18 protein-coding genes are annotated in these 20,366 nt (G+C 59.3%); 4 read left to right on the forward strand and 14 right to left on the reverse strand.

The window, feature by feature from the left end; translation table 11 throughout:
• Positions 1-33: 33 nt before the first annotated feature.
• The 4 genes from ACSBQQ_RS05445 to folM all read right to left on the reverse strand — a co-directional run bounded on the left by ACSBQQ_RS05445 (position 34) and on the right by folM (position 4,392).
• Positions 34-1,533, reverse strand: coding sequence for a carboxypeptidase M32 (locus tag ACSBQQ_RS05445; RefSeq protein WP_039565964.1), 1,500 nt, complete (start codon positions 1,531-1,533; stop codon positions 34-36).
• Positions 1,534-1,567: 34 nt separating this feature from the next.
• Positions 1,568-2,872, reverse strand: coding sequence for a two-component system sensor histidine kinase RstB (gene rstB / locus ACSBQQ_RS05450; protein WP_033648428.1), 1,305 nt, complete (start codon positions 2,870-2,872; stop codon positions 1,568-1,570).
• Positions 2,869-3,594 carry a two-component system response regulator RstA gene (gene rstA, locus ACSBQQ_RS05455; RefSeq protein WP_033634655.1) on the reverse strand — a complete coding sequence of 242 codons (726 nt, stop codon included), beginning with the start codon at positions 3,592-3,594 and terminating at the stop codon, positions 2,869-2,871. The genes rstB and rstA overlap by 4 nt, the downstream gene beginning before the upstream one ends.
• Before the next feature lie 75 nt (positions 3,595-3,669).
• Positions 3,670-4,392, reverse strand: coding sequence for a dihydromonapterin reductase (gene folM, locus ACSBQQ_RS05460; RefSeq protein WP_060428003.1), 723 nt, complete (start codon positions 4,390-4,392; stop codon positions 3,670-3,672).
• Positions 4,393-4,576: 184 nt separating this feature from the next.
• On the opposite strand from folM, the gene ACSBQQ_RS05465 reads away from it, so the two are divergent.
• A complete protein-coding gene (locus ACSBQQ_RS05465; protein ID WP_060428005.1) occupies positions 4,577-4,987 on the forward strand; it encodes a hypothetical protein in 411 nt (136 codons plus the stop codon).
• Between the two features lie 99 nt (positions 4,988-5,086).
• Here the strand turns inward: ACSBQQ_RS05465 and ACSBQQ_RS05470 are convergent, their stop codons facing one another.
• From ACSBQQ_RS05470 to ydgH, 4 genes are all read right to left on the reverse strand, one after another.
• Positions 5,087-5,482 (reverse strand): pyridoxamine 5'-phosphate oxidase family protein, encoded by a 396-nt coding sequence (locus ACSBQQ_RS05470; RefSeq protein ID WP_033648425.1) that lies wholly within the window; start codon positions 5,480-5,482, stop codon positions 5,087-5,089.
• A gap of 33 nt (positions 5,483-5,515) precedes the next feature.
• A complete protein-coding gene (locus tag ACSBQQ_RS05475) occupies positions 5,516-6,001 on the reverse strand; it encodes a hypothetical protein (RefSeq protein WP_060428007.1) in 486 nt (161 codons plus the stop codon).
• 217 nt (positions 6,002-6,218) lie between these two features.
• Complete coding sequence (locus ACSBQQ_RS05480) at positions 6,219-7,610, reverse strand: amino acid permease (protein ID WP_060425793.1); 1,392 nt, start codon at positions 7,608-7,610, stop codon at positions 6,219-6,221.
• Between the two features lie 244 nt (positions 7,611-7,854).
• A complete protein-coding gene (ydgH, locus tag ACSBQQ_RS05485; RefSeq protein WP_004938291.1) occupies positions 7,855-8,805 on the reverse strand; it encodes a DUF1471 family protein YdgH in 951 nt (316 codons plus the stop codon).
• Positions 8,806-9,342: 537 nt separating this feature from the next.
• Between ydgH and pntA the strand changes: the two genes are divergently transcribed.
• Complete coding sequence (gene pntA, locus ACSBQQ_RS05490; RefSeq protein ID WP_004938288.1) at positions 9,343-10,872, forward strand: Re/Si-specific NAD(P)(+) transhydrogenase subunit alpha; 1,530 nt, start codon at positions 9,343-9,345, stop codon at positions 10,870-10,872.
• A 10-nt stretch (positions 10,873-10,882) separates the two neighbouring features.
• Positions 10,883-12,277, forward strand: a complete 1,395-nt coding sequence (gene pntB, locus ACSBQQ_RS05495) for a Re/Si-specific NAD(P)(+) transhydrogenase subunit beta (RefSeq protein WP_033634648.1) — start codon at positions 10,883-10,885, stop codon at positions 12,275-12,277.
• 53 nt (positions 12,278-12,330) lie between these two features.
• Here the strand turns inward: pntB and uspE are convergent, their stop codons facing one another.
• The 6 genes from uspE to ACSBQQ_RS05525 all read right to left on the reverse strand — a co-directional run bounded on the left by uspE (position 12,331) and on the right by ACSBQQ_RS05525 (position 17,859).
• Positions 12,331-13,293 (reverse strand): universal stress protein UspE, encoded by a 963-nt coding sequence (uspE, locus tag ACSBQQ_RS05500; RefSeq protein WP_060387793.1) that lies wholly within the window; start codon positions 13,291-13,293, stop codon positions 12,331-12,333.
• Positions 13,294-13,420: 127 nt separating this feature from the next.
• Positions 13,421-14,185 (reverse strand): FNR family transcription factor, encoded by a 765-nt coding sequence (locus ACSBQQ_RS05505; RefSeq protein ID WP_033634646.1) that lies wholly within the window; start codon positions 14,183-14,185, stop codon positions 13,421-13,423.
• Between the two features lie 281 nt (positions 14,186-14,466).
• Complete coding sequence (ogt, locus tag ACSBQQ_RS05510; protein ID WP_048321621.1) at positions 14,467-14,991, reverse strand: methylated-DNA--[protein]-cysteine S-methyltransferase; 525 nt, start codon at positions 14,989-14,991, stop codon at positions 14,467-14,469.
• A 219-nt stretch (positions 14,992-15,210) separates the two neighbouring features.
• Positions 15,211-15,522 carry a hypothetical protein gene (locus ACSBQQ_RS05515; RefSeq protein WP_033648420.1) on the reverse strand — a complete coding sequence of 104 codons (312 nt, stop codon included), beginning with the start codon at positions 15,520-15,522 and terminating at the stop codon, positions 15,211-15,213.
• 306 nt (positions 15,523-15,828) lie between these two features.
• Positions 15,829-16,683, reverse strand: coding sequence for a tagatose bisphosphate family class II aldolase (locus tag ACSBQQ_RS05520; RefSeq protein WP_033648419.1), 855 nt, complete (start codon positions 16,681-16,683; stop codon positions 15,829-15,831).
• A 9-nt stretch (positions 16,684-16,692) separates the two neighbouring features.
• Positions 16,693-17,859 carry an SIS domain-containing protein gene (locus tag ACSBQQ_RS05525; RefSeq protein ID WP_033648418.1) on the reverse strand — a complete coding sequence of 389 codons (1,167 nt, stop codon included), beginning with the start codon at positions 17,857-17,859 and terminating at the stop codon, positions 16,693-16,695.
• A gap of 687 nt (positions 17,860-18,546) precedes the next feature.
• Here ACSBQQ_RS05525 and olsF point away from each other — a divergent pair.
• A complete protein-coding gene (gene olsF / locus ACSBQQ_RS05530; protein WP_043147518.1) occupies positions 18,547-20,268 on the forward strand; it encodes an ornithine lipid synthase OlsF in 1,722 nt (573 codons plus the stop codon).
• Positions 20,269-20,366 lie beyond the last annotated feature (98 nt).

Consider the following 20,366-nt stretch of genomic DNA (forward strand, 5'->3'; position numbering starts at 1 on the left):
AAAAGGGCGCGGCCGGGGCCGCGCCAGGAGAGATTACAGGTAGCGGGTTTCCAAATGCTGACGGAAGTAGCGTGGATTGAGCGCTTCGCCGGTCGCGTTGGCGATCAGCGTTTCGGTCGGGAAACGGCTGCCGTGGCGCCAAATATTGTGCTGCAACCAGTGGAACAGCGGCTGCAGGTTGCCGGCGGCGATATCTTCGCTCAGCGAAGGCAGGGCCTGACGCACGCTCTGGAACAGCTGCGCGGCGTACATCGCGCCGAGGGTGTACGTCGGGAAGTAGCCGAAGGCGCCGTCGGTCCAGTGAATATCCTGCATGCAGCCGTTGCGGTAGTTGCCGATGGTGTCGAGGCCGAGATAAGCCTGCATCTTCTCATTCCACAGCGCCGGAATGTCTTCCACCTCGATATCGCCTTCGATCAGCGCTTTTTCAATTTCGTAGCGCAGGATGACGTGGGCAGGATAGCTCACCTCGTCGGCGTCGACGCGGATCAGGCCCGGTTTAACGCGCTGGTTGAGGCGAATAAAGTTGGCCTCTTCCAGCGCCGGCTGTTCGCCAAACTGCGCGGTGACCAACGGACGCAAGATCTTCAGGAATTCATTGCCGCGCGCCAGCTGCATTTCGAACAGCAGGCTTTGCGATTCGTGGATAGCGGTGGAACGAGCCAGGGCGACCGGCTGGCCGAGCAGATCGCGCGGCAGGTTCTGCTCGTAGCGGGCGTGGCCGGTTTCGTGCACGATGCCGAGCAGCGCGGTCAAAAACTCTTTCTCGTTGTAACGCGTGGTGATGCGCACATCTTCCGGCACGCCGCCGCAGAACGGGTGGGCGCTGGCGTCGACGCGGCCGTTGTCGAAGTTGAAACCGAGCAGCTTCATCACGCTGAGGCTAAGCTGGCGCTGGGTGTCTACATTGAACGGACCCTGCGGCGCCTGGCAGGGCTCGTTAGCCTGTTTGGCCACCACGCGCTGCAGCAGATCCGGTAGCCAGGTTTTCAAATCGCCGAAGATGCGGTCGAGATCGCTGCTGCGCATGCCCGGTTCATACAGGTTTAGCAGGGCGTCGTAACGGCTGGTGCCGGCCGCCTGCGCGCGGATCTGCGCTTCTTCCCGGCTGAGCTTTACCACTTCGCGCAGGTTGTCGGCGAAGCCGTCCCAGTCGTTGGCCGGGCGCTGGGCGCGCCAGGCGTGTTCGCAGCGTGCGCCGGCGAGCGATTTGGCTTCGACCAGCGCGGCCGGCAGCAGCACGGCGTCTTCATATTGGCGGCGCATTTCGCGCAGGTTGGCGCGGTCGAGTTCGTCCAGCGTCTCTTGCTGCGCGCGATCCAACAGCGCGCCGGTGCTTTGTGCCGTTAAAATCTGGTGCTGCAGCACGCTCAGCTCGGCCAGCGCTTCGGAGCGCGCCTTGCTGCCGCCCGGCGGCATCATGGTTTGCATGTCCCAACCGGCGATGGCGGACAGGTGGCCGAAACGCGACAGCCGGCTGAACAGGGCGCGCAGGTGATCGTAAGCAGACGTGTTGGAATGTGCAGATGTCATTATTTTTCGGCTCCAATGAGAAGGTCTGGCGGCATTACGCCAGATCGGCTTTTAAACTGAATGTCGGCTTCACCGGCCAGCAGAAACGGAAGCTGGCGCCGCCGAGCGAACTGCCTTCGACGAACACCTGTCCCTGGTGGGCGACGGCGATGGAATGGACGATGGCCAGCCCCAGCCCGCAGCCGCCGGTAGCGCGATCGCGGCTGGGATCGAGACGGACGAAAGGTTCAAACACCCGTTCGCGCTCTTCCGGCGGGATACCCGGCCCGTCATCCTCGACCTGCAAGCAGGCGAGGTCGCCGTCAAACCACAGGCCAACGCGCAGCCGCTGTTCGGAATAGCGCAGCGCGTTGTTGACCAGGTTGTCGAGCACGCGCTCCATCAGGCGCAGATCGACGCCGCCGAAGTCGCCGACGTGCGGGATATCGAGCTGGATGTCGCGATCCTGATGGATCAGGCGGATATCATCGACCTTGTCCTCGAGCCACTTTGGCAGATCGATGGGTTCAATGTTTAACGCAACCTGCGGACGGTCCAGACGGGCATAGGTCAGCAGCTCGTCGATCAGCGACTCCAACTGGCCGATATCGCGGTTCAGCGCCTGCTGCTCGCTGTCGGACAGGTTATCGCTCATTTCAAGCCGGTAACGCAGCCGCACCAGCGGCGTGCGCAGCTCGTGGGCGATGCCGTCGATCAGCTGTTTTTTGCTGGCGATCAGGGTGTTGACGTTGTCGGCCATCTGGTTGAACGCCACGCCGAGGCGGCTCAGGCTGGAGGTGGGATCGAAGTGGGTGCGTTCATCCAGATGCCCGGCGCCGAGCCGCTGGGCGGCGTTTTCCAGCTTGAGCAGGTCTTGCCAGTGCGGCCGCATCCACAGAAACACCGGCAGCGCCAGCGACATGCCGATAAACACCAGCAACACCAGATCCAGCAGGCGCATCTGATGCAGGTAGAACAGATAAGGAATGGGGCCGACCACCAACACATAGTGGCTGCGCGGAATGCGCTGCATAAAGGTGTACTGATCGTCGAGGGCGATGATTTCCCCCAGCCGCAGCCGCTTTTTCAGATCCTCGCTCAGCTCCTGTTTGCCGAGCGGCTCGATATGCAGCTTGAACGACAGGTTGAGATCCAGCGTGGCGATGGTCTTGTTCCAGTCCTTCAGCGGGATTTCGCGCAGCTCGCTGCGCATCAGGTACAGCGAACTTTTCATCAGATCGTCCATCGACTGGCGGCCGGCGCGCTCGGCGGTCACTTTGTACACCAGGCCGACCAGCATCGCCATCACCAGAAAACAGACGAATAGCAACAGGAAGAACTGGACGAAAAGTTTTCTCATTGTTGCACCGATGCCCAGGCGTTAGGGGCGAACAGATAACCTTTATTACGCACGGTCTTGATACGGAACGGCTCCAGCGCGTTGTCGTACAGCTTGCGGCGCAGGCGGGAGATCGCCACATCGATGCTGCGGTCCATACCGTCATAGCTCACGCCGCGCAGGTTTTGCAGCAGCGCCTCGCGATCCATGATCTGCCCGGCGTGGGTCGCCAGCTCCCACAGCAGATCGAAATCCGAGGTGGACAGCGTGACAGTTTCTTCGCCCAGCGTGACCTGCCGGTTGACCGGATCGATGCACAATAGCCCGAAATGCAGCGCGTTGTGCTGGGTGAGCGGCTGAACCGACTCTTCTTTCGGCTGTTGGCCGTGTTGGCGCAGGTGCAAACGCAGGCGTGCCAGCAACACCGCCGGCGGCGTGGTTTTCAGGATATAGTCGTTGGCGCCCATCTCCAGCGACAGGATATGGTTCATGTCGCTGTCGAGCGAGGTGAGCAGCACGATCGGGCCGGGGAAGGTGGGGCGCAGATCGCGGCACAGCGTCATGCCGTCTTTGCCGGGCAGCATGATGTCCAGCAGCACCAAATCGGGTTGCTCGTGCGCGATGCGCGCCTGCGCGCTGTCGCCGCGCGGTTCGATCAACACCTCGATGTCGTGTTTGCCCAGATAGGCGGCGATCAGTTTGCCGACTTCGGGATCGTCTTCCACAAAAACAATTTTATGCATATGCCCGTGTTTTAATAAGAAAAGCGGATTTCAGCATAGCGCGGCCCGAGGCGATGCGCCATGCGGATCTTGGCCTCAGCGCAGCGGCCGGCCGCCGTCGACGCCGTGGGTGCGGCCGGTGACGTAGCGGCTCTCCATCAGGTAGTTCACCAGGTTGACCACTTCGCTCTCGCCCGGCGCGACCTTCATCAGCGATTTCGCCAGCGCCTGCTGGCGATAAGCCTCGTCGTCGCCAGGATTGAAGATGATCAGCGCCGGCGCAATGGCGTTGACCTTGACCTCCGGCGCCAGCTTGCGGGCGAACGAACGGGTCATATTGTCCAGCGCGGCCTTGCTGGCAGCGTAGGCGATGTGTTTGTCGCTGCCTTTTTCCACCACGTAGTCGGTGAGATGGATAATGTCCGCGCCGGCCAGGCCCTGGCCGGTCAGGCAGGTTTCAAGCAGTTGGTTGAGCAAATAGGGCGTATAGACGTGAATTTGCAGCATCGCCGCCATCACCTGTTCCGGCGGCACCTGCGGCGACTCTGCCTGCCAGGCGCTGGCGTTGTGGATCACCGCGCGCAATTTGGGCGCCACCTTCCGCACCTGGTCGGCGAAACGGTAAATGCCTTCGTGCGTGGAAAAGTCGCCCTGAATGCAGCAGGCGCCCAAGGCTTTCAACTCGGCCATCGCCGGATATTCGCTGCGATAGGCGATGATGACGGGAACGCCGCGCTGGAGAAACGCTCTGGCGAGCGCCAGCCCGATGCGCCGCGCGCCGCCGGTAATCAGCACCGGGGCAGAGTTGGGGTGTTCCATTGATTAAAGCTCCTGGACAGACTGGCAAACAATAGGGGAATTATGCCATCATACGGCGGAAAGTCGTTAAAGCTTCGCATGATTATCCATTTCTGGATGTAAGATCCCCAATGCATTTCAGGTTGTCGCCCGTCGGCGGCTTGAAAGACCACGGGTTAACACTGGCCATGAGAGGAATGAGGGGATGAACAGCAATCACCTTGCATCCATCGCGCGCAGTGAGAAAATCTGTTTCGACTATATGGATTTTCTGTCCGCATCGTGCAGGAAGCACTGGCGCTTTGTTGATGCTATTTATGGTGTGATGCCGATCTTCGGCATGGTGTTGAAATCGCGCGTGACCACGTCACAAACGCGCAAAGAGCAGTTGAAAGAGCTGGCGCTGCAGGTGGTGTCAACCCAGGTCAGCGATGAAACCAACATTGTGCGCCTGATTGACCTGGCGCAGCAGCAGGGCCTGACGGTATTTGATATTCAGCTGCCCTATGCGCTGGAGGCGCAGCAGATGGCGGCCATTCAGAAAGAGTGCGCGGAAGGCATCGCGATCGCCCTGGTGGGTGAGCGCATGACCGTCACCATTCCCCCTAAAAGCTGACCGGGAATCAACCCGGCCACTCGTTGATGGTTAGGCAATTGACTTGCCGCGATAGCCTAACCATGAACGTGATATTACGCGCCGCGTAGCGGCCTGCCTTTAAAGCCGGGTCCCGGCATTGGGGCCGGAGCGTAGGGTATAAATGCCGTCTATATGAATCAGCACTGCGTATTTCGGCGGCTTTATTCCATTTTTTTCTGCAAACGCCAGCGCATCGTCAAACGGCTTGCCCGCCAGGAACAGTTCCGGGGTGCCGACAAAGCGGTAACCGTCCAGCGCCTCGCGATCGATAACCACGACGGCCATTTTCGATCCTTCCCTGATATTTTGCAGCGTCTGGCCGCCGGTATTTTCGTTGTAAATCAGCGTACGGTCGTCATACAGGCGCAAAGAGCGCTTGGGGCCGATATCGGGCACGCCGCTCGGGCTGCTGGTCGCCTGCACAGGCAGCTGTTTGGCCAGCATCTTTTTCATCTCATCATTCAATTCATTCATTGGCAGATTACCCCTCAGGTCGTGGTGGCGTTGTTAATGCACGGTGGCGGAATGGTTCGCCGTGGTCGCGCAGACGCTGGTTCCCGGCAGCCGGTGCTCGCGCAGCGCCTGCAGCGTTTCAATTCGGAACCGCAGCAGGTGCCGTTCGGCGATCTGCTGCATCTGTTCGCACAGCGAGGTGTCGTCCATCAGTTGCTCGATGGCGAGCCGGGCCTGATGCACGTGGGGTTCTACGCCGCGAAGCGGCTTTTGCCGCAGGCGCAGATGGGTGATGTTGTTGAACGTGACGATCAGCGCGGCCAGGGTGGATTCGAAAAGATGCAGTGCGTCAAACCGTTCGGTATATTCCGCGTTTTGCCAGGGCCGCTCGGCGACGAGCGCCTGAGCGGCCTCCAGCGCCTGCTGGTAGTGCGCCATCGCCAGGCGATCGCGCCGCTGATTGAATGCCGTGTTGCCCTCGGCGATCAGCGCTTCCCAGGCGGTAAACAAGGGTAATGCGTGCAGCAGTTTTTCAGCCATGAAATGCCTTCCATTTTCAGCCGGTCTAAACCCGCCTCCTGACGCCTCTCGGCAGGGGCGCTCGCGTCTTGCCGTTAATGCTCAGGTGATAATGATAATTAATTGCATTTAAGATCGCAAGAGGAGCAACTGACGGATCAACAACGGGTAGCGGGGTAACGAGGAAAGAAGGGGGAAACGAAATGCGGCTGACGGGCAGCCGCATCGACAGGCGATTTTAGTGCAGCATAATCCAACCGGCAGGCAGCGTGGCCGCCAGCAGCAAGAAAATGCTGCTCTTTTCCAGCCGGTTGAGCAGATTGATGTCCCGATGGCCGCGGCGGGCATACATGAACACCAACAGCCCAGGCGCATACAGCAGCACCGACATCAGCAGGTGCATCAGCCCGGAAGCGTACAGCAGCCACAGGCCATAGACGCAGGCGCCGGTGGCGGCGAAGATCAGGCGTTTGTCGCGGCGGCGGTAAGCCACCTTGAACAGAAACGCGCCAACCAGGAAGTAAGGCACCAGGATCATTTCCGAAGCGATGGTCAGCAGCGAGTTATAGTTGCTGCCGGTCAGCCAGATCAGCACCAGCGCCAGCTGCACCGCGATGTTGGTCAGCCACAGCGAAGAGGACGGGGCATGATGGCGGTTCTGCTTGCCGAACACGCGCGGAAACGCGCCGTGCTGCGCGGCCAGCAGCGGCACTTCCGCCGCCATGATGGTCCAGCTCAGGTAGGCGCCGCACACGGAAATGATCAGGCCGGCGGCGATGAGCACGTCACCCCACGGGCCGATCAGTTCCACCATCAGAACCGCCATCGACGGATTGCGCATTTCGGCCAGTTCGCTGCGCGGCACCACGCCCAGCGACAGCAGCGTCACCATCAGATACACCGCCAGCGCCGACAGCACCGCCAGCATAGTGGCGCGGCCCACGTCTTTCTTATTGCGGGCGCGGGCGGAAACCACCACCGCGCCTTCCACGCCGATAAACACCCACAGGGTGATCAACATGGTGTCCTTGACCTGTTCCCACACCGGCTTGCCGAGGGCGATGCCTTTGAAATCCAGCGTGAACACGTCCATTTTAAAGGCGATCGCCGCCAGAACGGCGAACATTCCCAGCGGCAACAGCTTGGCGAGGGTGGCCGCCAGATTGATGCTGGCGGCGGTTTGCACGCCGCGCAGCACCAGCGCGTGCACGATCCACAGCAGGGCGGATTCGGCGATCAGCGCCTGCCAGGTATTGCCGTCACCGAGAATCACGCTGCCGCCGCGATCGGTGAAGATACTCAGCGCCGCGAACACGATCACCAGATACGAGACGTTGGCGATCACGGCGCACAGCCAGTAACCCCAGGCGGAGCAGAAGCCCACCAGCTCGCCGAACCCTTCCTTGGCATAGGTGAAAATGCCGCCGTCCAGATCCGGACGCAAACGCGTAAGCAACAGCATGGCGAAGGCCAAAAACAGAATGCCGACGCCGGTGATCCCCCAACCCAGCAGCAGCGCGGCGGGGCTGGCGACCTGCGCCATGTTTTGCGGCAGACTGAACACGCCGGCGCCCAGCATTGAGCTGAGCACCAAAGCGGTTAGCGCGGTAAGACCGAGTTTTTTTTCCAATGACGGATCCTGAACGCAGAATAAACAACTGGAAGGGAACTGCTTGGTGGCAACAATGTATTAACTACCACTGCGCGAATAGACAATAGCCCTAAAAATTGGCGCAAATTTTACGGAGGGATGATTAGAGATGCAATGATTGAATATGCGGAATTTACAAAAAACTATTCAACGCACGATGAAAAAAGCGGCAATAAAAACGGGCAGCTCAAGGGCTGCCCGATGGTAAACCGAAAAGCGGGTTTTATTTGAACAGATCGGCGCTGACGGTCAGGTTGCCGCCGCTCTTGTTCTGCCACTGGCGGGTGACGTGGTAGTACTTGGCGCCTTTCTCGGCCGCGCGTTTCGCCACTTCGGTGGAGACATCGGTCATGCTGTTGAAGTGGCCGGTGAAGGTGACGGAATCGAACGGCACCATCTGCGCGGCGGTCACGTTGTTCACTTCCTGGATCTTGGTGCCGTTAGGCAGCGTGACGGTATAGCGTTGGCCGGTAGAAGACTGGGTTTCAAAGAAACGGCCCACTTCGCGGCTTGGCGAACCGGAAGACGCGACGCCAGGAATTTCGACTTTCGCGGCAGCGGCGCCGCCGGCGGCCAGCGCGGCGCGGCCGGCGTCAGAATCGGCCGGAATGGCATCCGGGCTCTGCACGCGGCGTTTTGGCGCATCGGCCTTATAGATGTAGGCGGTAACGAACTGGTTGCCGCCGGAGTTGGCGTCAACCTGGCGCACGATGAAGAACGAGGCGGCGCCTTTTTTCTTCGCTTCTTTGGAGATAGCGTCGTTGATGTCTGGCTGGCTGCGGTAGAAACCGCTGACGCTCACGGTATCGTAAGGCTCCAGCAGATAGGCTTCCTCTTTAGGCAGTTCGTTCACGCCGTTAAATACGCGGTATTTTGGTGTTTTGCTCACTTCTGGCGCATCTTTATGATAAAGGTCTGCGGTGACGCGCCAGTTGCCGCCGTTGTTGCTGTTGTTGCTGTCCTGGATATAGAAGGAATCGGCACCCAGTTTGTCTGCACGGCGGGATACGGCGTCGACGGCTTCATTGATGGCATTGAAGCGGCCGGTAATCGTGATGCGATCAAACGGCTTCAGCGCCGCTGCTTTCTCAGGAGTTAACTCTTGCGCCGCATGAGCAGACAGCGCGGTGAGTGATAACAAGGCTGACGCGATGATCGTGGTCTTCAGCTTCATAAAAAATCCTTTCGCCTAGCGCATTAACGTTTATAACGTACTGAACTGTTTAAGTGTAATTCAGCCGTCGATTATTACATGTAATTCTGAAAACTGTCTCAGCATTTTATGTTATCCCGTGCGACAAATCGCCGACGGTGACGCCGGGCGCACGGATGGCGCCATAGCCATAAGTTTCCATAATAACGGCTTTGGTGTCATTAATGTTAATTATTCACAAAATGATAACTTTTATGCTTTTACACCGCGCATGGCCATAAATCGTTACGCCGGGCGTAAATCTCTTGTCACGCAGAATGCGCTGTTCTGTATGGATTTTTTCACAGTAAATTGCGATTTGTCATATCACGCGCGGCGTTTTTATGTAAAAACAGAGCTGAATGCGTAAGCAATTATGGATCATCGACCTTATTTTCAGTAGGTTATAGTTGGCGTCTGAAATCAGTGCGGGCAAGTTAATGCCACGCCCGCCGGTGACGCCGTGCTATGGGCAGGAAAATAATAAACATCATCCAAGACAGGTGAGAAGGGAACATTATGCGTATTGGTGTACCAAGAGAGCGGTTGGCCAATGAAGCCCGGGTCGCAGCCACGCCGAAAACGGTGGAACAACTGCTGAAGCTGGGTTTTACCGTCGCGATTGAACGCGGGGCGGGCAAACTGGCCAGTTTTGAGGACGTCGCCTACGAGGCCGCCGGCGCGGCGCTGGTCGACGAAAGCGAAGTGTGGCAGTCGGATCTGATTCTGAAAGTCAACGCGCCGCAAGACGACGAGATCGCCTTGATGCGCGAAGGCAGCACGCTGGTCAGCTTTATCTGGCCGGCGCAAAACCCCGAATTGATGGCCAAGCTGGCGGCGCGCAATGTCACCGCGCTGGCGATGGACTCGGTGCCGCGCATCTCGCGCGCCCAGTCGATGGACGCGCTGAGCTCGATGGCCAACATCGCCGGCTACCGCGCGATCGTCGAAGCGGCGCATGAGTTCGGCCGTTTCTTCACCGGCCAGATCACCGCCGCGGGCAAAGTGCCGCCGGCCAAGGTGATGATCATCGGCGCCGGCGTGGCCGGCCTGGCGGCGATCGGCGCCGCGGGCAGCCTCGGTGCCATCGTGCGCGCCTTCGATACCCGCCCGGAAGTGAAAGAGCAGGTGCAGAGCATGGGCGCGGAATTCCTCGAGCTGGATTTTGAAGAGGAAGCGGGCAGCGGCGACGGTTACGCCAAAGTAATGTCCGAAGCCTTTATCAAGGCCGAGATGGCGCTGTTCGCCGCGCAGGCGGCGGAGGTGGATATCATCGTCACCACCGCATTGATCCCGGGTAAACCGGCGCCGAAACTGATCACCAAAGAGATGGTGGCGTCGATGAAGCCGGGCAGCGTGATCGTCGATCTGGCGGCGCAAACCGGCGGCAACTGCGAGCTGACCGTGGCCGACACCATTACCGTGACCGACAACGGCGTGAAAATCATCGGCTATACCGATCTGCCGAGCCGCTTGCCGACCCAATCTTCGCAGCTGTACGGCACCAACCTGGTCAACCTGCTGAAGCTGCTGTCGAAAGAGAAAAACGGCGAGATCGACATCGATTTCGACGATACGGTGATCCGCGGCGTTACCGTGGTGCGCAGCGGTGAAATCACCTGGCCGGCGCCGCCGATCCAGGTCTCCGCCCAGCCGAAAGCGGCCCCCGCCGCCGCACCGGCCGCCAAACCCGAAGCCAAACCGACCTCGCCGTGGCTGAAGTACGGCCTGATGGCTCTGGCGATCCTGCTGTTCGGCTGGCTGGCGGACGCGGCGCCGAAAGAGTTCCTGTCGCACTTTACCGTGTTCGCGCTGGCCTGCGTGGTCGGTTACTACGTGGTCTGGAACGTCAGCCATGCGCTGCATACCCCGTTGATGTCGGTCACCAACGCGATCTCAGGGATTATCGTGGTCGGCGCGCTGTTGCAGATCGGCCATGGCGGCTGGGTGAGTTTCCTCTCCTTTATCGCCGTGCTGATCGCCAGCATCAATATTTTCGGTGGGTTCACCGTCACTCAGCGCATGCTGAAGATGTTCCGCAAGAACTAAGGGGTAGCAAATGTCTGGAGGATTGGTTACAGCTGCATACATTGTTGCCGCTATTTTGTTTATTTTCAGCCTGGCGGGCCTGTCGCGCCATGAAACGTCGAAGCAGGGCAACCTGTTCGGCGTCGCCGGCATGGCGATCGCGCTGATCGCCACCATTCTGGGGCCGGATTCCGGCAACGTCGGCTGGATCATCATCGCCATGATCATCGGCGGCTCGATCGGCGTCTATCTGGCCAGGAAGGTCGAGATGACCGAAATGCCGGAACTGGTGGCGGTGCTGCACAGCTTCGTTGGCCTGGCGGCGGTGCTGGTCGGCTTCAACAGCTACCTGGATCACGGCGCGCCGATGGAGCCGGTGATGGCGAACATCCATCTGACCGAAGTGTTCCTCGGCATCTTTATCGGCGCGGTCACCTTCACCGGTTCGATCGTCGCCTTCGGCAAGCTGCGTGGCATCATCTCTTCCAAGCCGCTGATGCTGCCGAACCGCCACAAGCTGAATCTGGCGGCGCTGGTGATCTCGTTCCTGCTGCTGGTGGCGTTCGTGCGTACCGACAGCGTGGGCTGGCAGGTGGTTACGCTGCTGCTGATGACGGCGATCGCGTTGGCGTTCGGCTGGCATCTGGTGGCCTCGATCGGCGGCGCCGACATGCCGGTGGTGGTATCGATGCTTAACTCCTACTCGGGGTGGGCGGCCGCCGCGGCGGGCTTCATGCTGAGCAACGATCTGCTGATCGTCACCGGCGCGCTGGTGGGTTCTTCGGGTGCGATCCTGTCTTACATTATGTGCAAGGCGATGAACCGCTCGTTTATCAGCGTGATCGCCGGCGGCTTCGGCAGTGACGGTTCGTCCACCGGCGACGCCGAAGAGATGGGCGAATACCGTGAAACCACGGCGGAAGAGGTGGCCGAGCAGCTGAAGAACTCCACCTCGGTGATCATCACCCCGGGTTACGGCATGGCGGTGGCGCAGGCGCAATATCCGGTGGCGGAAATCACCGAGAAACTGCGGGCGCGCGGCGTGAAGGTGCGTTTCGGCATTCACCCGGTCGCGGGGCGTTTGCCGGGCCACATGAACGTGCTGCTGGCGGAGGCGAAGGTGCCGTACGACGTGGTGCTGGAGATGGATGAAATCAACGAAGATTTCCCGGATACCGACACCGTGCTGGTGATTGGCGCCAACGACACGGTGAACCCGGCGGCGCTGGAGGATCCGCGCAGCCCGATCGCCGGCATGCCAGTATTGGAAGTGTGGAAGGCGCAGAACGTGATCGCGTTCAAACGCTCGATGAACACCGGCTACGCCGGCGTGCAGAACCCGCTGTTCTTCAAGGAGAACACTCAGATGCTGTTCGGCGACGCCAAAGACAGCGTGGAAGCGATTCTGCGGGCATTGCAGAAGTAAGTGAGCAACCAAAAAAACGGGCCGCTAAGCGGCCCGTTTTTTATGCGCGAGGGTTAATCTTCGTCGTCGTGCTCATCGTCTTCATCCGTCTCAATCGGGCAGTTGAAGTTCTCCGGCTTAATCACCAGCAGATCGCATTTCAGATGGTCGATCACATGTTCCGCGGTGTTGCCGATAAAGGCCGCCGAAATGCCGGTGCGGCCCAGCGTGCCCAGAACCACCACGCCGGCCTGCAGGTGTTCGGCCAGATCGGGGATCACCTCTTCCGGCAGGCCTTTTTCCACGTGGGTGAACTCTTCCTTAATGCAGAATTTCTGCCGCAGCGCCTTCATGGCGATCAGATGCTGGCCGCGGATGGCGTCGTTGTAGACGCTCGGATCGAAATCGGGCAGCTCGATGGCGATGTTGATCGGAGTAACGGGATAGGCGCCGACCAGGTGAACCTCGGTCTGGTTGACGTTCTGCGCCAGTTCGACGGTTTCTTGCACCAGTTTGATATTGAGCGGATCGTGATAGGGTTCTTCGCTGGCCAGGTTGACCGCCACCAGCGCTTTACCGCCTTCCGGCCAGGGCTGGTCTTTCACCATCCACACCGGGCAAGGGCATTTGCGCAGCAGGTGCCAGTCGGTGGGGGTGAAGATCACCGACTCCAGCCGGTCGTGCTGGTGCGCCATTTTCAGCAGCAGATCATGCTGGCCGGAAAGCACTTCCTGAATGATGGCTTCGAAGGGGCGGTTATGCCAGATCACTTTGATTTCGATCGGCACGCCGTCGTTGAGATAGAAGCGGCACTGCTCGTTGATCCAGGCGGCGCGTTGGCTGATCACACCTTGCCGCATCGCCGTTCTTTCGTCCGGGGAGAGCAGGGTCGTCATTTCGTAAGAGAAGTCATAAATGGGCAGGAAGGCTTTGATGCGCCCGCCGTTCCGTTTCACCAGGTACACGGCGCGGCGCAATGCCGGCTGGTCGTCCTGATTGGGGTCAATAGCCACCAGAAGATTCTGATACTTCGCCATAGGGCCTCCTTACAGCTGAAATCAACAGTCTGTTAATTTACAGAGTAACCCAACATTGAAAAACAGAACAACAACAGAAGCGGCGCCGGATCAACAATTTCAGTGAAATGTTGATCCGGCAGGAGAATCAGGCGTTAACGGACACGTTGATGCGCGGCGTACCGGCCAGCACCGACAGGGCGTCGGCGTTTTCGATGGTGATGTATTTGCCTTTCACGCTGAGGATTTCGCTTTTCTGGAAGCGGCCCAGCAGGCGGCTGATGGTTTCCACCGTCAGGCCGAGGTAGTTGCCGATGTCGCCGCGGGTCATGGTCAAACGGAACTCGCGCGGTGAGAAGCCGCGCTCCGCGAAGCGGCGTGACAGGTTGTAAACGAACGCCGCCAGGCGCTCTTCGGCATTTTTCTTCGACAGCAGCAGGATCATGTCCTGGTCGCCTTTGATCTCGCCGCTCATCAGCCGCATGATCTGCTGACGCAGGTTAGGCATTTTGCCGGACAGATCGTCGAGGGTTTCGAACGGGATCTCACACACCATCGAGGTTTCCAGCGCCTGGGCAAAACTCGGGTGCTTCAGACCGCCGATGGCGTCGAAGCCCACCAGATCGCCCGCGAGGTGGAAGCCGGTGATCTGCTCGTCGCCTTGCTCGGTGATGGTATAGCTTTTGATGGTCCCGGAACGGATCGCGTACAGCGACTTCAACTCGTCGCCGGCCTTGAACAGGGTCTGGCCTTTCTGGATGGGCTTTTTCCTCTCGATAATGTTGTCGAGCTGGTCCAGCTCGTGGGCATTAAGGGTGAAAGGAATGCACAGCTGGCTGATGCTGCAGTCCTGGCAATGGATCGCACAACCACCAGACTGGATACGACGAATCACGCGTTTTTCCGGGATCATAGATTACGCTCATTCAATAATTGATATGAGTCAATTTTAACATCTTTTGCAGCAGCTGATAAGGGTGGCATTAGCATGAATAGGGGTATTGTGTGCGAATTTTGCGCACACATGCCGCCGATTATTCTGTATGGGACTGAAGTTATGAGCATTATTTGTGACTTATGCGTTTTATTCACACAAGTTATTGATAGTGCCAAAGCGGGGACGAGCGCGGCGTTGAGCAACGTGCTTTATTAAGCAGCGCCAAACAATGGCGCTGGATGAGCTCATCGCCGCGGCTACAGCAAACTTTTCGGCAGGTAGCCTTCATGCTGCAACAGCCACTGCTTGCGCTGTACGCCGCCGGCATAGCCGGTCAGCGCGCCCTGCGAACCGATCACCCGGTGGCAGGGCACCACGATGCTGATCGGATTCGAACCGTTGGCCATGCCGACCGCGCGCGAGGCGGTCGGACGGCCGATGCGTTGCGCCAGCTGGCCGTAGGTCAGGATCTCGCCGCACGGGATTTGGCGCAGCTGTTGCCATACGGTGCGTTGGAACTCGGTGCCGGCGGTCATCACCGGCAGCCGATCGATAATGCTCAGCTCACCGGCGAAATAGCGTTGCATCGCATCGGTCAGGCCGCCGGGATCGCGCTGCTCGCGCAGGATGAAGCGATCGGCGCGGTAGTGGGTATTCAGCAGCTTCATCAGGCGCGCTTCGTGATCGGTCCAGTCAATCGCCCGCAGGCGCCCCTGTTCATCGGCAATCAGCACCAGTTCTCCCACCGGCGTGGCGGTACGATCAATCAAAAAAGTCTGCATCTGGATCACTCCTCGGTTTGGTATGGCGATTATCGCATGAAAGCGGGGGAAGCGATGGCGGATTTCGGACATGCTGATGGGCAACCGCAGGGTTGCCCAAATAGCCGGCTCAGGGTAAGCCGTGGAGTCATTGTTCGATGAATTTATAAAATAAATTTATAAGTAATCAAGGCAAGTTGTGTTTTGTTTATTATTTCATCAGGCATTAACGCGTTGGCGTTACTTATAGCTGATGGTCACGCGCTTTAAATGGGGATCGTTATTCACTATTTCGCTGGTGACGGCAGAGACTAATTCTTTTGGCATCTCTTTTAACGAAGAGGAAATATATCCGTTCTGATATTCCGTCACTTTACCGAAGCAGTTGGAGACAAGCTGTTCATCCTGATGTGTGATGGTGCAGGCCGGGGTGGTAATGGCGCCGGTGAAGCGCACGACGCCGGAGGCGACCTGGCTGCCGGAAAGCGGTTTTGCTTGCAGAGCGAAGGGCAGAATGACCAATGCGCTTAATACGGCTAAGTAATGGTTCATACGCTGTTCCTCTCAGAATAAAAAACACTGCCAATTAAAAACAAGCGCCCTTGTTTTCATCAAATAAGCTATTTCGCCTGGCGAAATAAAAACGGATGGGCAAAAATCCCACTGCCTGCATTCAATGAATTTGATAGTAAGGAGGTAGGGTGGGTAAAACCATGATTTGGATCATAGTGAAGACCGGTTAATGGTTTCCGGCGCGGGCAGGGTAAAAGGCTGTGATCGTTCTCTCAGGAAAGCGGGAAAGGGCGGGATGTTTTCGCCCCCGTGCCGCAACCGCAGGAACCGGGGGCGAGCGGGGGGTTACAGCATACCGCTGCTGCCGCAGATGCGGATCTTTTCCGCCACCACTTCTTTCATCGCCAGCTTGCCGGGGACGATGTATTTGCGCGGGTCATTGGCATCCGGGTGCTGTGAAAAGTAGCTTTTCACCGCATCGGCAAAGGCGATTTTCAATTCGGTGGCGACGTTGACCTTGCAGACGCCGAGCGAGATCGCGCGCTTAACCATCTCTTCCGGAATACCGGAGGCACCGTGCAGCACCAGGGGCACGTCCACCTGTTCGCGGATCAGCGCCAGGCGCTCGAAGTCCAGCTTCGGCTCGCCGTGATACAGGCCGTGGGCGGAACCGATCGCCACCGCCAGCGAATCGATGCCGGTGGCGGCGACGAACTCGCGTGCCGCCGCCGGGTCGGTATAGAAGCTGTCCGCCGTATCGACGATCAGATCGTCTTCCTGCCCGCCCAGGCGCCCCAGCTCCGCTTCCACGCTGGCGCCGTAGCGATGGCACAGGGCCACTGCGGCGGCCACCTTGGCGATGTTCTGCTCGAACGGCAAATGCGAACCGTCGATCATCACCGAGCGGATGCCGCTTTTCACCTTGTGCTCGATGTCGTCCAGCGCTTCGTGATGATCCAGATGCAGCGCCAACGGCAGATCGTAGCGGTGCGCGGCAGATTGGCAAATGCCGATCAGGTAGTCGGTGCCGGCATAGCTGAAGGTGCCGGGCGTGCCGGCCATGATCACCGGGGAGCGCAGTTCGGCGGCGGTTTCCGCCACCACCTGCACGGTTTCCAGATTGTGGACGTTAAACGCCGGGACGGCGTAACCCTGACGCTGCGCCTTGAGCAGCATTTCTCGGTTGGCTATCAGATACATAGGATCTCCTTACAGCACCGGGGAAGGAAAACGGTAAATCGTCACGCCTTTCACCACCCGGTTGACCTCGCCGGTCGGGCAAGGATTGTCCGGGGTCAGCCCCAGCGTCAGCGAACTCTCGAAGGCCAGCATCTGGGTGAACAGCAGATACGGGAACAGCAGCCAGATATCATCGGCCGCGTCGTGCATATACAGCAGGGCATCGGACAGGGGTTGGCGCTCGCCGGTCAACCCGACCAACTGCATCGCCAGCCCGTCGCGCTGCAGTTCGTTCCACAGATCGCGGTCATACTGGCGGGCGTAGTCGTCGCGGGAGAACATCAGCACCACCAACGTCTGGCCGTCGACCATGAATTTCGGGCCGTGGCGCAGGCCGAGCGGCGAGTCGTAGCGTGTAACGATGCGGCCGGCGGTCAGCTCCAGCATCTTGAGCGAGGCCTCTTCCGCCAGGCCGGTAAAACAGCTGCCGCCGAGGGTGATATAACGGAGGAAACCGCTGGCGGCCAACGCCTTCACCTGCGGCTGCAGCGTTTCGCGCAGTGTACGGCAGCGCTGCACCATGGCGTTGAGCGGCGCCTGGGCGGCCTCGAGCGAAGCCGGGCCGAGCAACAGCGCGGCGCTCAGCATCATGCAGCTGAAGCTGGAGGTCATGGCGAAGCTTTGATCGTTGGAGCCTTGCGGCATCACCAGCGAACAGACGTTATCCCGCCGATGCGCATACTGCGCCAGCCGGCTGTCCGGGTTGCAGACCAGCATCAGGTGATAGCTTTCCGGCAGCAGCTGGTCGGCCAGCTCCACCGTCGCCACGCTCTCCGGGCTGTTGCCCGAGCGGGCGAAGGAGACCAGCAGCGTCGGCCGCTCAGGGTCGAGATACTGCAACGGATTGGCGACGATATCGGTGGTGCCGTAGGCCGCCACGTTGCGGCCGGTTCGTTCGCGCAGCCAGGGCGCCAGGGCGCGGCCGGCGAACGCCGAGCTGCCGGCGCCGCACAGTACGATTTGCAGGCGCGGATTGGCCAGCAGCGGCGCCAGGAACGGCTGCCACTGCGCCTGTTGATCCTGCAATTGCCGGTGCAGCGCGGCCCACAGATCCGGCTGCTGCCAAATCTCTGCGGCGGTGTGCCAGGCGTTGCGCTGCTTCAGCCAATCCGCCTCGTAAGAGAAATACGCGTTCATGATGACAACTCCTTAAAAGCCTTGGTTAACGGTCGGCGATAATCACGTCGCTCCCTCAATGGTGCAGCGCCTGTAGGCAAGCACCGATCCTGCACTGCTGCGGGTCGATAATTAATTCCCGGCGTGTTGCGGTATTGGGCATTAACGCAAACTCCTGATTTACCGGTAGCCGTGCCCGACCACGGCTTAATAAGCCGCGGCGATACCGACCGGAACGCTTTCAGTTAGTTATGGCGAATTACAGCAAACGAAACGCTGAAATGCAATCGGTTATTTTAAAAATACTTATATCTATCAGTTGGTTATATTTATTTTTACTTTCGATTGAGCGGCAAGCGAAAGCGGTGTTAACGCAAAGTGAAAACGGCAAATTCGTTATTTATCAGTCGACAATTCTCGGCGTCTATTTATTCAGTCTGCCGATGACGAAAGCCGCAGCGGTAATTCGACAATCGCCGGGCTTTCACTGTTTTTTTATGCCGGCGCGCGTAACCGTGCTGTTCCGCGTACGCCGCTACCGGCGCCGATGTGAGGGCAAGTGGGGACGAAAATGCGTCTTTCGCTCCCAATTCTTCATTACTTTGCTATACCTGATAGTCGATGGATTCATTTTATTGTCATGTAACTGACACGTCAGAGTCACGGCTCTGGCTTAAGTTTGCAGCGACTACGTCAGGAGATAACGCGATGTTCAGCCTGGATTCTCTGTTGCAAGATGCATTTCCACACCGCAATACCCCTGCCTGGCAGCGCAGCCTGCTAAGAACCCTTCTCTTCGAAAAAGAATTCAAACAGTTCGCCGCCGACTATCCCCACCTGAAAGGGCTCGATCTGATCGAGCAGGTGGTGGACTACTTCAACCTCAGCTGCGAGCTGGTGGACGGCGATCTGGAAAACATCCCGAGCCAGGGGCCGGTGGTGCTGGTGGCCAATCACCCGATCGGCTCGCTCGACGGCCTGGTGCTGCTGCGCGCCGTCGCGGCGGTGCGCCCGGATGTGAAAGTGGTGGCCAGCCAGCTGCTGACCTACATCGAACCGCTGCGCAACCTGTTCGTGCCGGTGGATAACGTCGCTTATAAAACCAGCCGCAAACAGATTGAAGGCATGCAGCGGCAGCTGGACAATCAGGGCGCGCTGATCCTGTTCCCGGCCGGCGAAGTGTCGCGCATGAGCCCGAAAGGCATCCGCGACGGCCACTGGCATACCGGTTTTCTGCGCCTGGCCGCCAAGGCGCGCGCGCCGATCGTGCCGATCCACATCAGCGCGCGCAACAGCAACCTGTTCTACTTTACCTCGCTGGTCTACCGGCCGCTGTCGACGCTGCTGCTGGTGCGCGAAATGTTCCAGCAGCGGGGCGGGCGCATCAAGATCCGCGTCGGCGGCCGCGTGCCGTTCGCCAGCTGGCACGACGGCCACACCAGCGCCAAGGATCTGGCGGAGCGTTTTCGCCGCCACGTGTATCGCCTGGGGCAGGGCAAGCCGGGGCTGTTCGCCAGCGAATCGCCGATCGCGCTACCGGAAGAGCGTTTGGAGCTGAAAAAGGCGCTGGCGAACTGCGAGCGGTTGGGGGTAACGCCGGACGGTAAAACCATCTACCTCTATCGCCGCCACGACGAAGCGCGCACGCCGATCCTGCGCGAACTGGGGCGTCTGCGCGAGATCGCCTTCCGCGCGGTAGGAGAAGGCTCCGGCCGCCGCCGCGATCTGGACAGCTATGACGACGATTACTACCACCTGGTGCTGTGGGATGAGGAGGAGCTGGAGATCGTCGGCGCCTATCGTTTTATCCCCACCGCCGAACAAATCGAACGCAAAGGGCTGGAAAGCATCTACAGCAACAGCCTGTTCCACTACGATCGTGATATGGAGCCGATCCTGGCGCAGGGCATCGAGCTGGGGCGCAGCTTCATTCAGCCGGCCTATTGGGGCAAGCGCGGGCTGGACTATTTGTGGCTGGGCATCGGCGCCTACCTGGCGAAATACCCGCAGTATCGCTATCTGTTCGGCCCGGTGTCGATCTCCGGCGGCATGCCGCTGGCGGCGCGCGATTTGCTGATCGCCTTCTATCGGCTCTATTTCTCGCCGGACCACGCCTTCGCGCAATCGCGCCGGCCTTATCCGGCGTCGCTGCCGCAGGTGCTGGCGCAGTTTGCCGGGGATAACTACCAGGAAGATCTGGTGCGGCTCAAGAGCCTGCTCAGCAATATCGGCTGCTCGATCCCGACGCTGTACAAGCAGTACACCGAACTGTGCGAGCCGGGCGGGGTACAGTTTATCGACTTCGGCACCGATCCGGCTTTCAACAACTGCATCGACGGGCTGGTGCTGGTGGATACCACGCGGCTCAAGCCGTCGCGGTATCAGCGTTATATCGCGGTGCACCAGCCGCAGCCAGCCGAGACGGCATGACTACAGTCTGACTCATGCCTTTTTGATCTAAGCACGACCTTGGGGCCGGCGACGGGATAGCGCTACGATAAACGTTTTGCTTTCCACCGCCGGAGCCC

The organism is Serratia sp. G204Y (assembly GCF_051172435.1).
Taxonomy (GTDB): Bacteria; Pseudomonadota; Gammaproteobacteria; order Enterobacterales; family Enterobacteriaceae; genus Serratia; species Serratia sarumanii.

Bases quoted from the DNA above. Each gene is read 5' to 3' on its own strand.
- ogt (WP_048321621.1), bottom strand. From the start codon at position 14,991: ATGCAGACTTTTTTGATTGATCGTACCGCCACGCCGGTGGGAGAACTG.
- folM (WP_060428003.1), bottom strand. From the start codon at position 4,392: ATGGAACACCCCAACTCTGCCCCGGTGCTGATTACCGGCGGCGCGCGG.
- ACSBQQ_RS05520 (WP_033648419.1), bottom strand. From the start codon at position 16,683: ATGTATCTGATAGCCAACCGAGAAATGCTGCTCAAGGCGCAGCGTCAG.
- pntB (WP_033634648.1), top strand. From the start codon at position 10,883: ATGTCTGGAGGATTGGTTACAGCTGCATACATTGTTGCCGCTATTTTG.
- ACSBQQ_RS05475 (WP_060428007.1), bottom strand. From the start codon at position 6,001: ATGGCTGAAAAACTGCTGCACGCATTACCCTTGTTTACCGCCTGGGAA.
- ydgH (WP_004938291.1), bottom strand. From the start codon at position 8,805: ATGAAGCTGAAGACCACGATCATCGCGTCAGCCTTGTTATCACTCACC.
- rstA (WP_033634655.1), bottom strand. From the start codon at position 3,594: ATGCATAAAATTGTTTTTGTGGAAGACGATCCCGAAGTCGGCAAACTG.
- uspE (WP_060387793.1), bottom strand. From the start codon at position 13,293: ATGGCGAAGTATCAGAATCTTCTGGTGGCTATTGACCCCAATCAGGAC.
- ACSBQQ_RS05505 (WP_033634646.1), bottom strand. From the start codon at position 14,185: ATGATCCCGGAAAAACGCGTGATTCGTCGTATCCAGTCTGGTGGTTGT.
- ACSBQQ_RS05525 (WP_033648418.1), bottom strand. From the start codon at position 17,859: ATGAACGCGTATTTCTCTTACGAGGCGGATTGGCTGAAGCAGCGCAAC.
- ACSBQQ_RS05445 (WP_039565964.1), bottom strand. From the start codon at position 1,533: ATGACATCTGCACATTCCAACACGTCTGCTTACGATCACCTGCGCGCC.
- olsF (WP_043147518.1), top strand. From the start codon at position 18,547: ATGTTCAGCCTGGATTCTCTGTTGCAAGATGCATTTCCACACCGCAAT.
- rstB (WP_033648428.1), bottom strand. From the start codon at position 2,872: ATGAGAAAACTTTTCGTCCAGTTCTTCCTGTTGCTATTCGTCTGTTTT.
- ACSBQQ_RS05515 (WP_033648420.1), bottom strand. From the start codon at position 15,522: ATGAACCATTACTTAGCCGTATTAAGCGCATTGGTCATTCTGCCCTTC.
- ACSBQQ_RS05470 (WP_033648425.1), bottom strand. From the start codon at position 5,482: ATGAATGAATTGAATGATGAGATGAAAAAGATGCTGGCCAAACAGCTG.
- ACSBQQ_RS05465 (WP_060428005.1), top strand. From the start codon at position 4,577: ATGAACAGCAATCACCTTGCATCCATCGCGCGCAGTGAGAAAATCTGT.
- pntA (WP_004938288.1), top strand. From the start codon at position 9,343: ATGCGTATTGGTGTACCAAGAGAGCGGTTGGCCAATGAAGCCCGGGTC.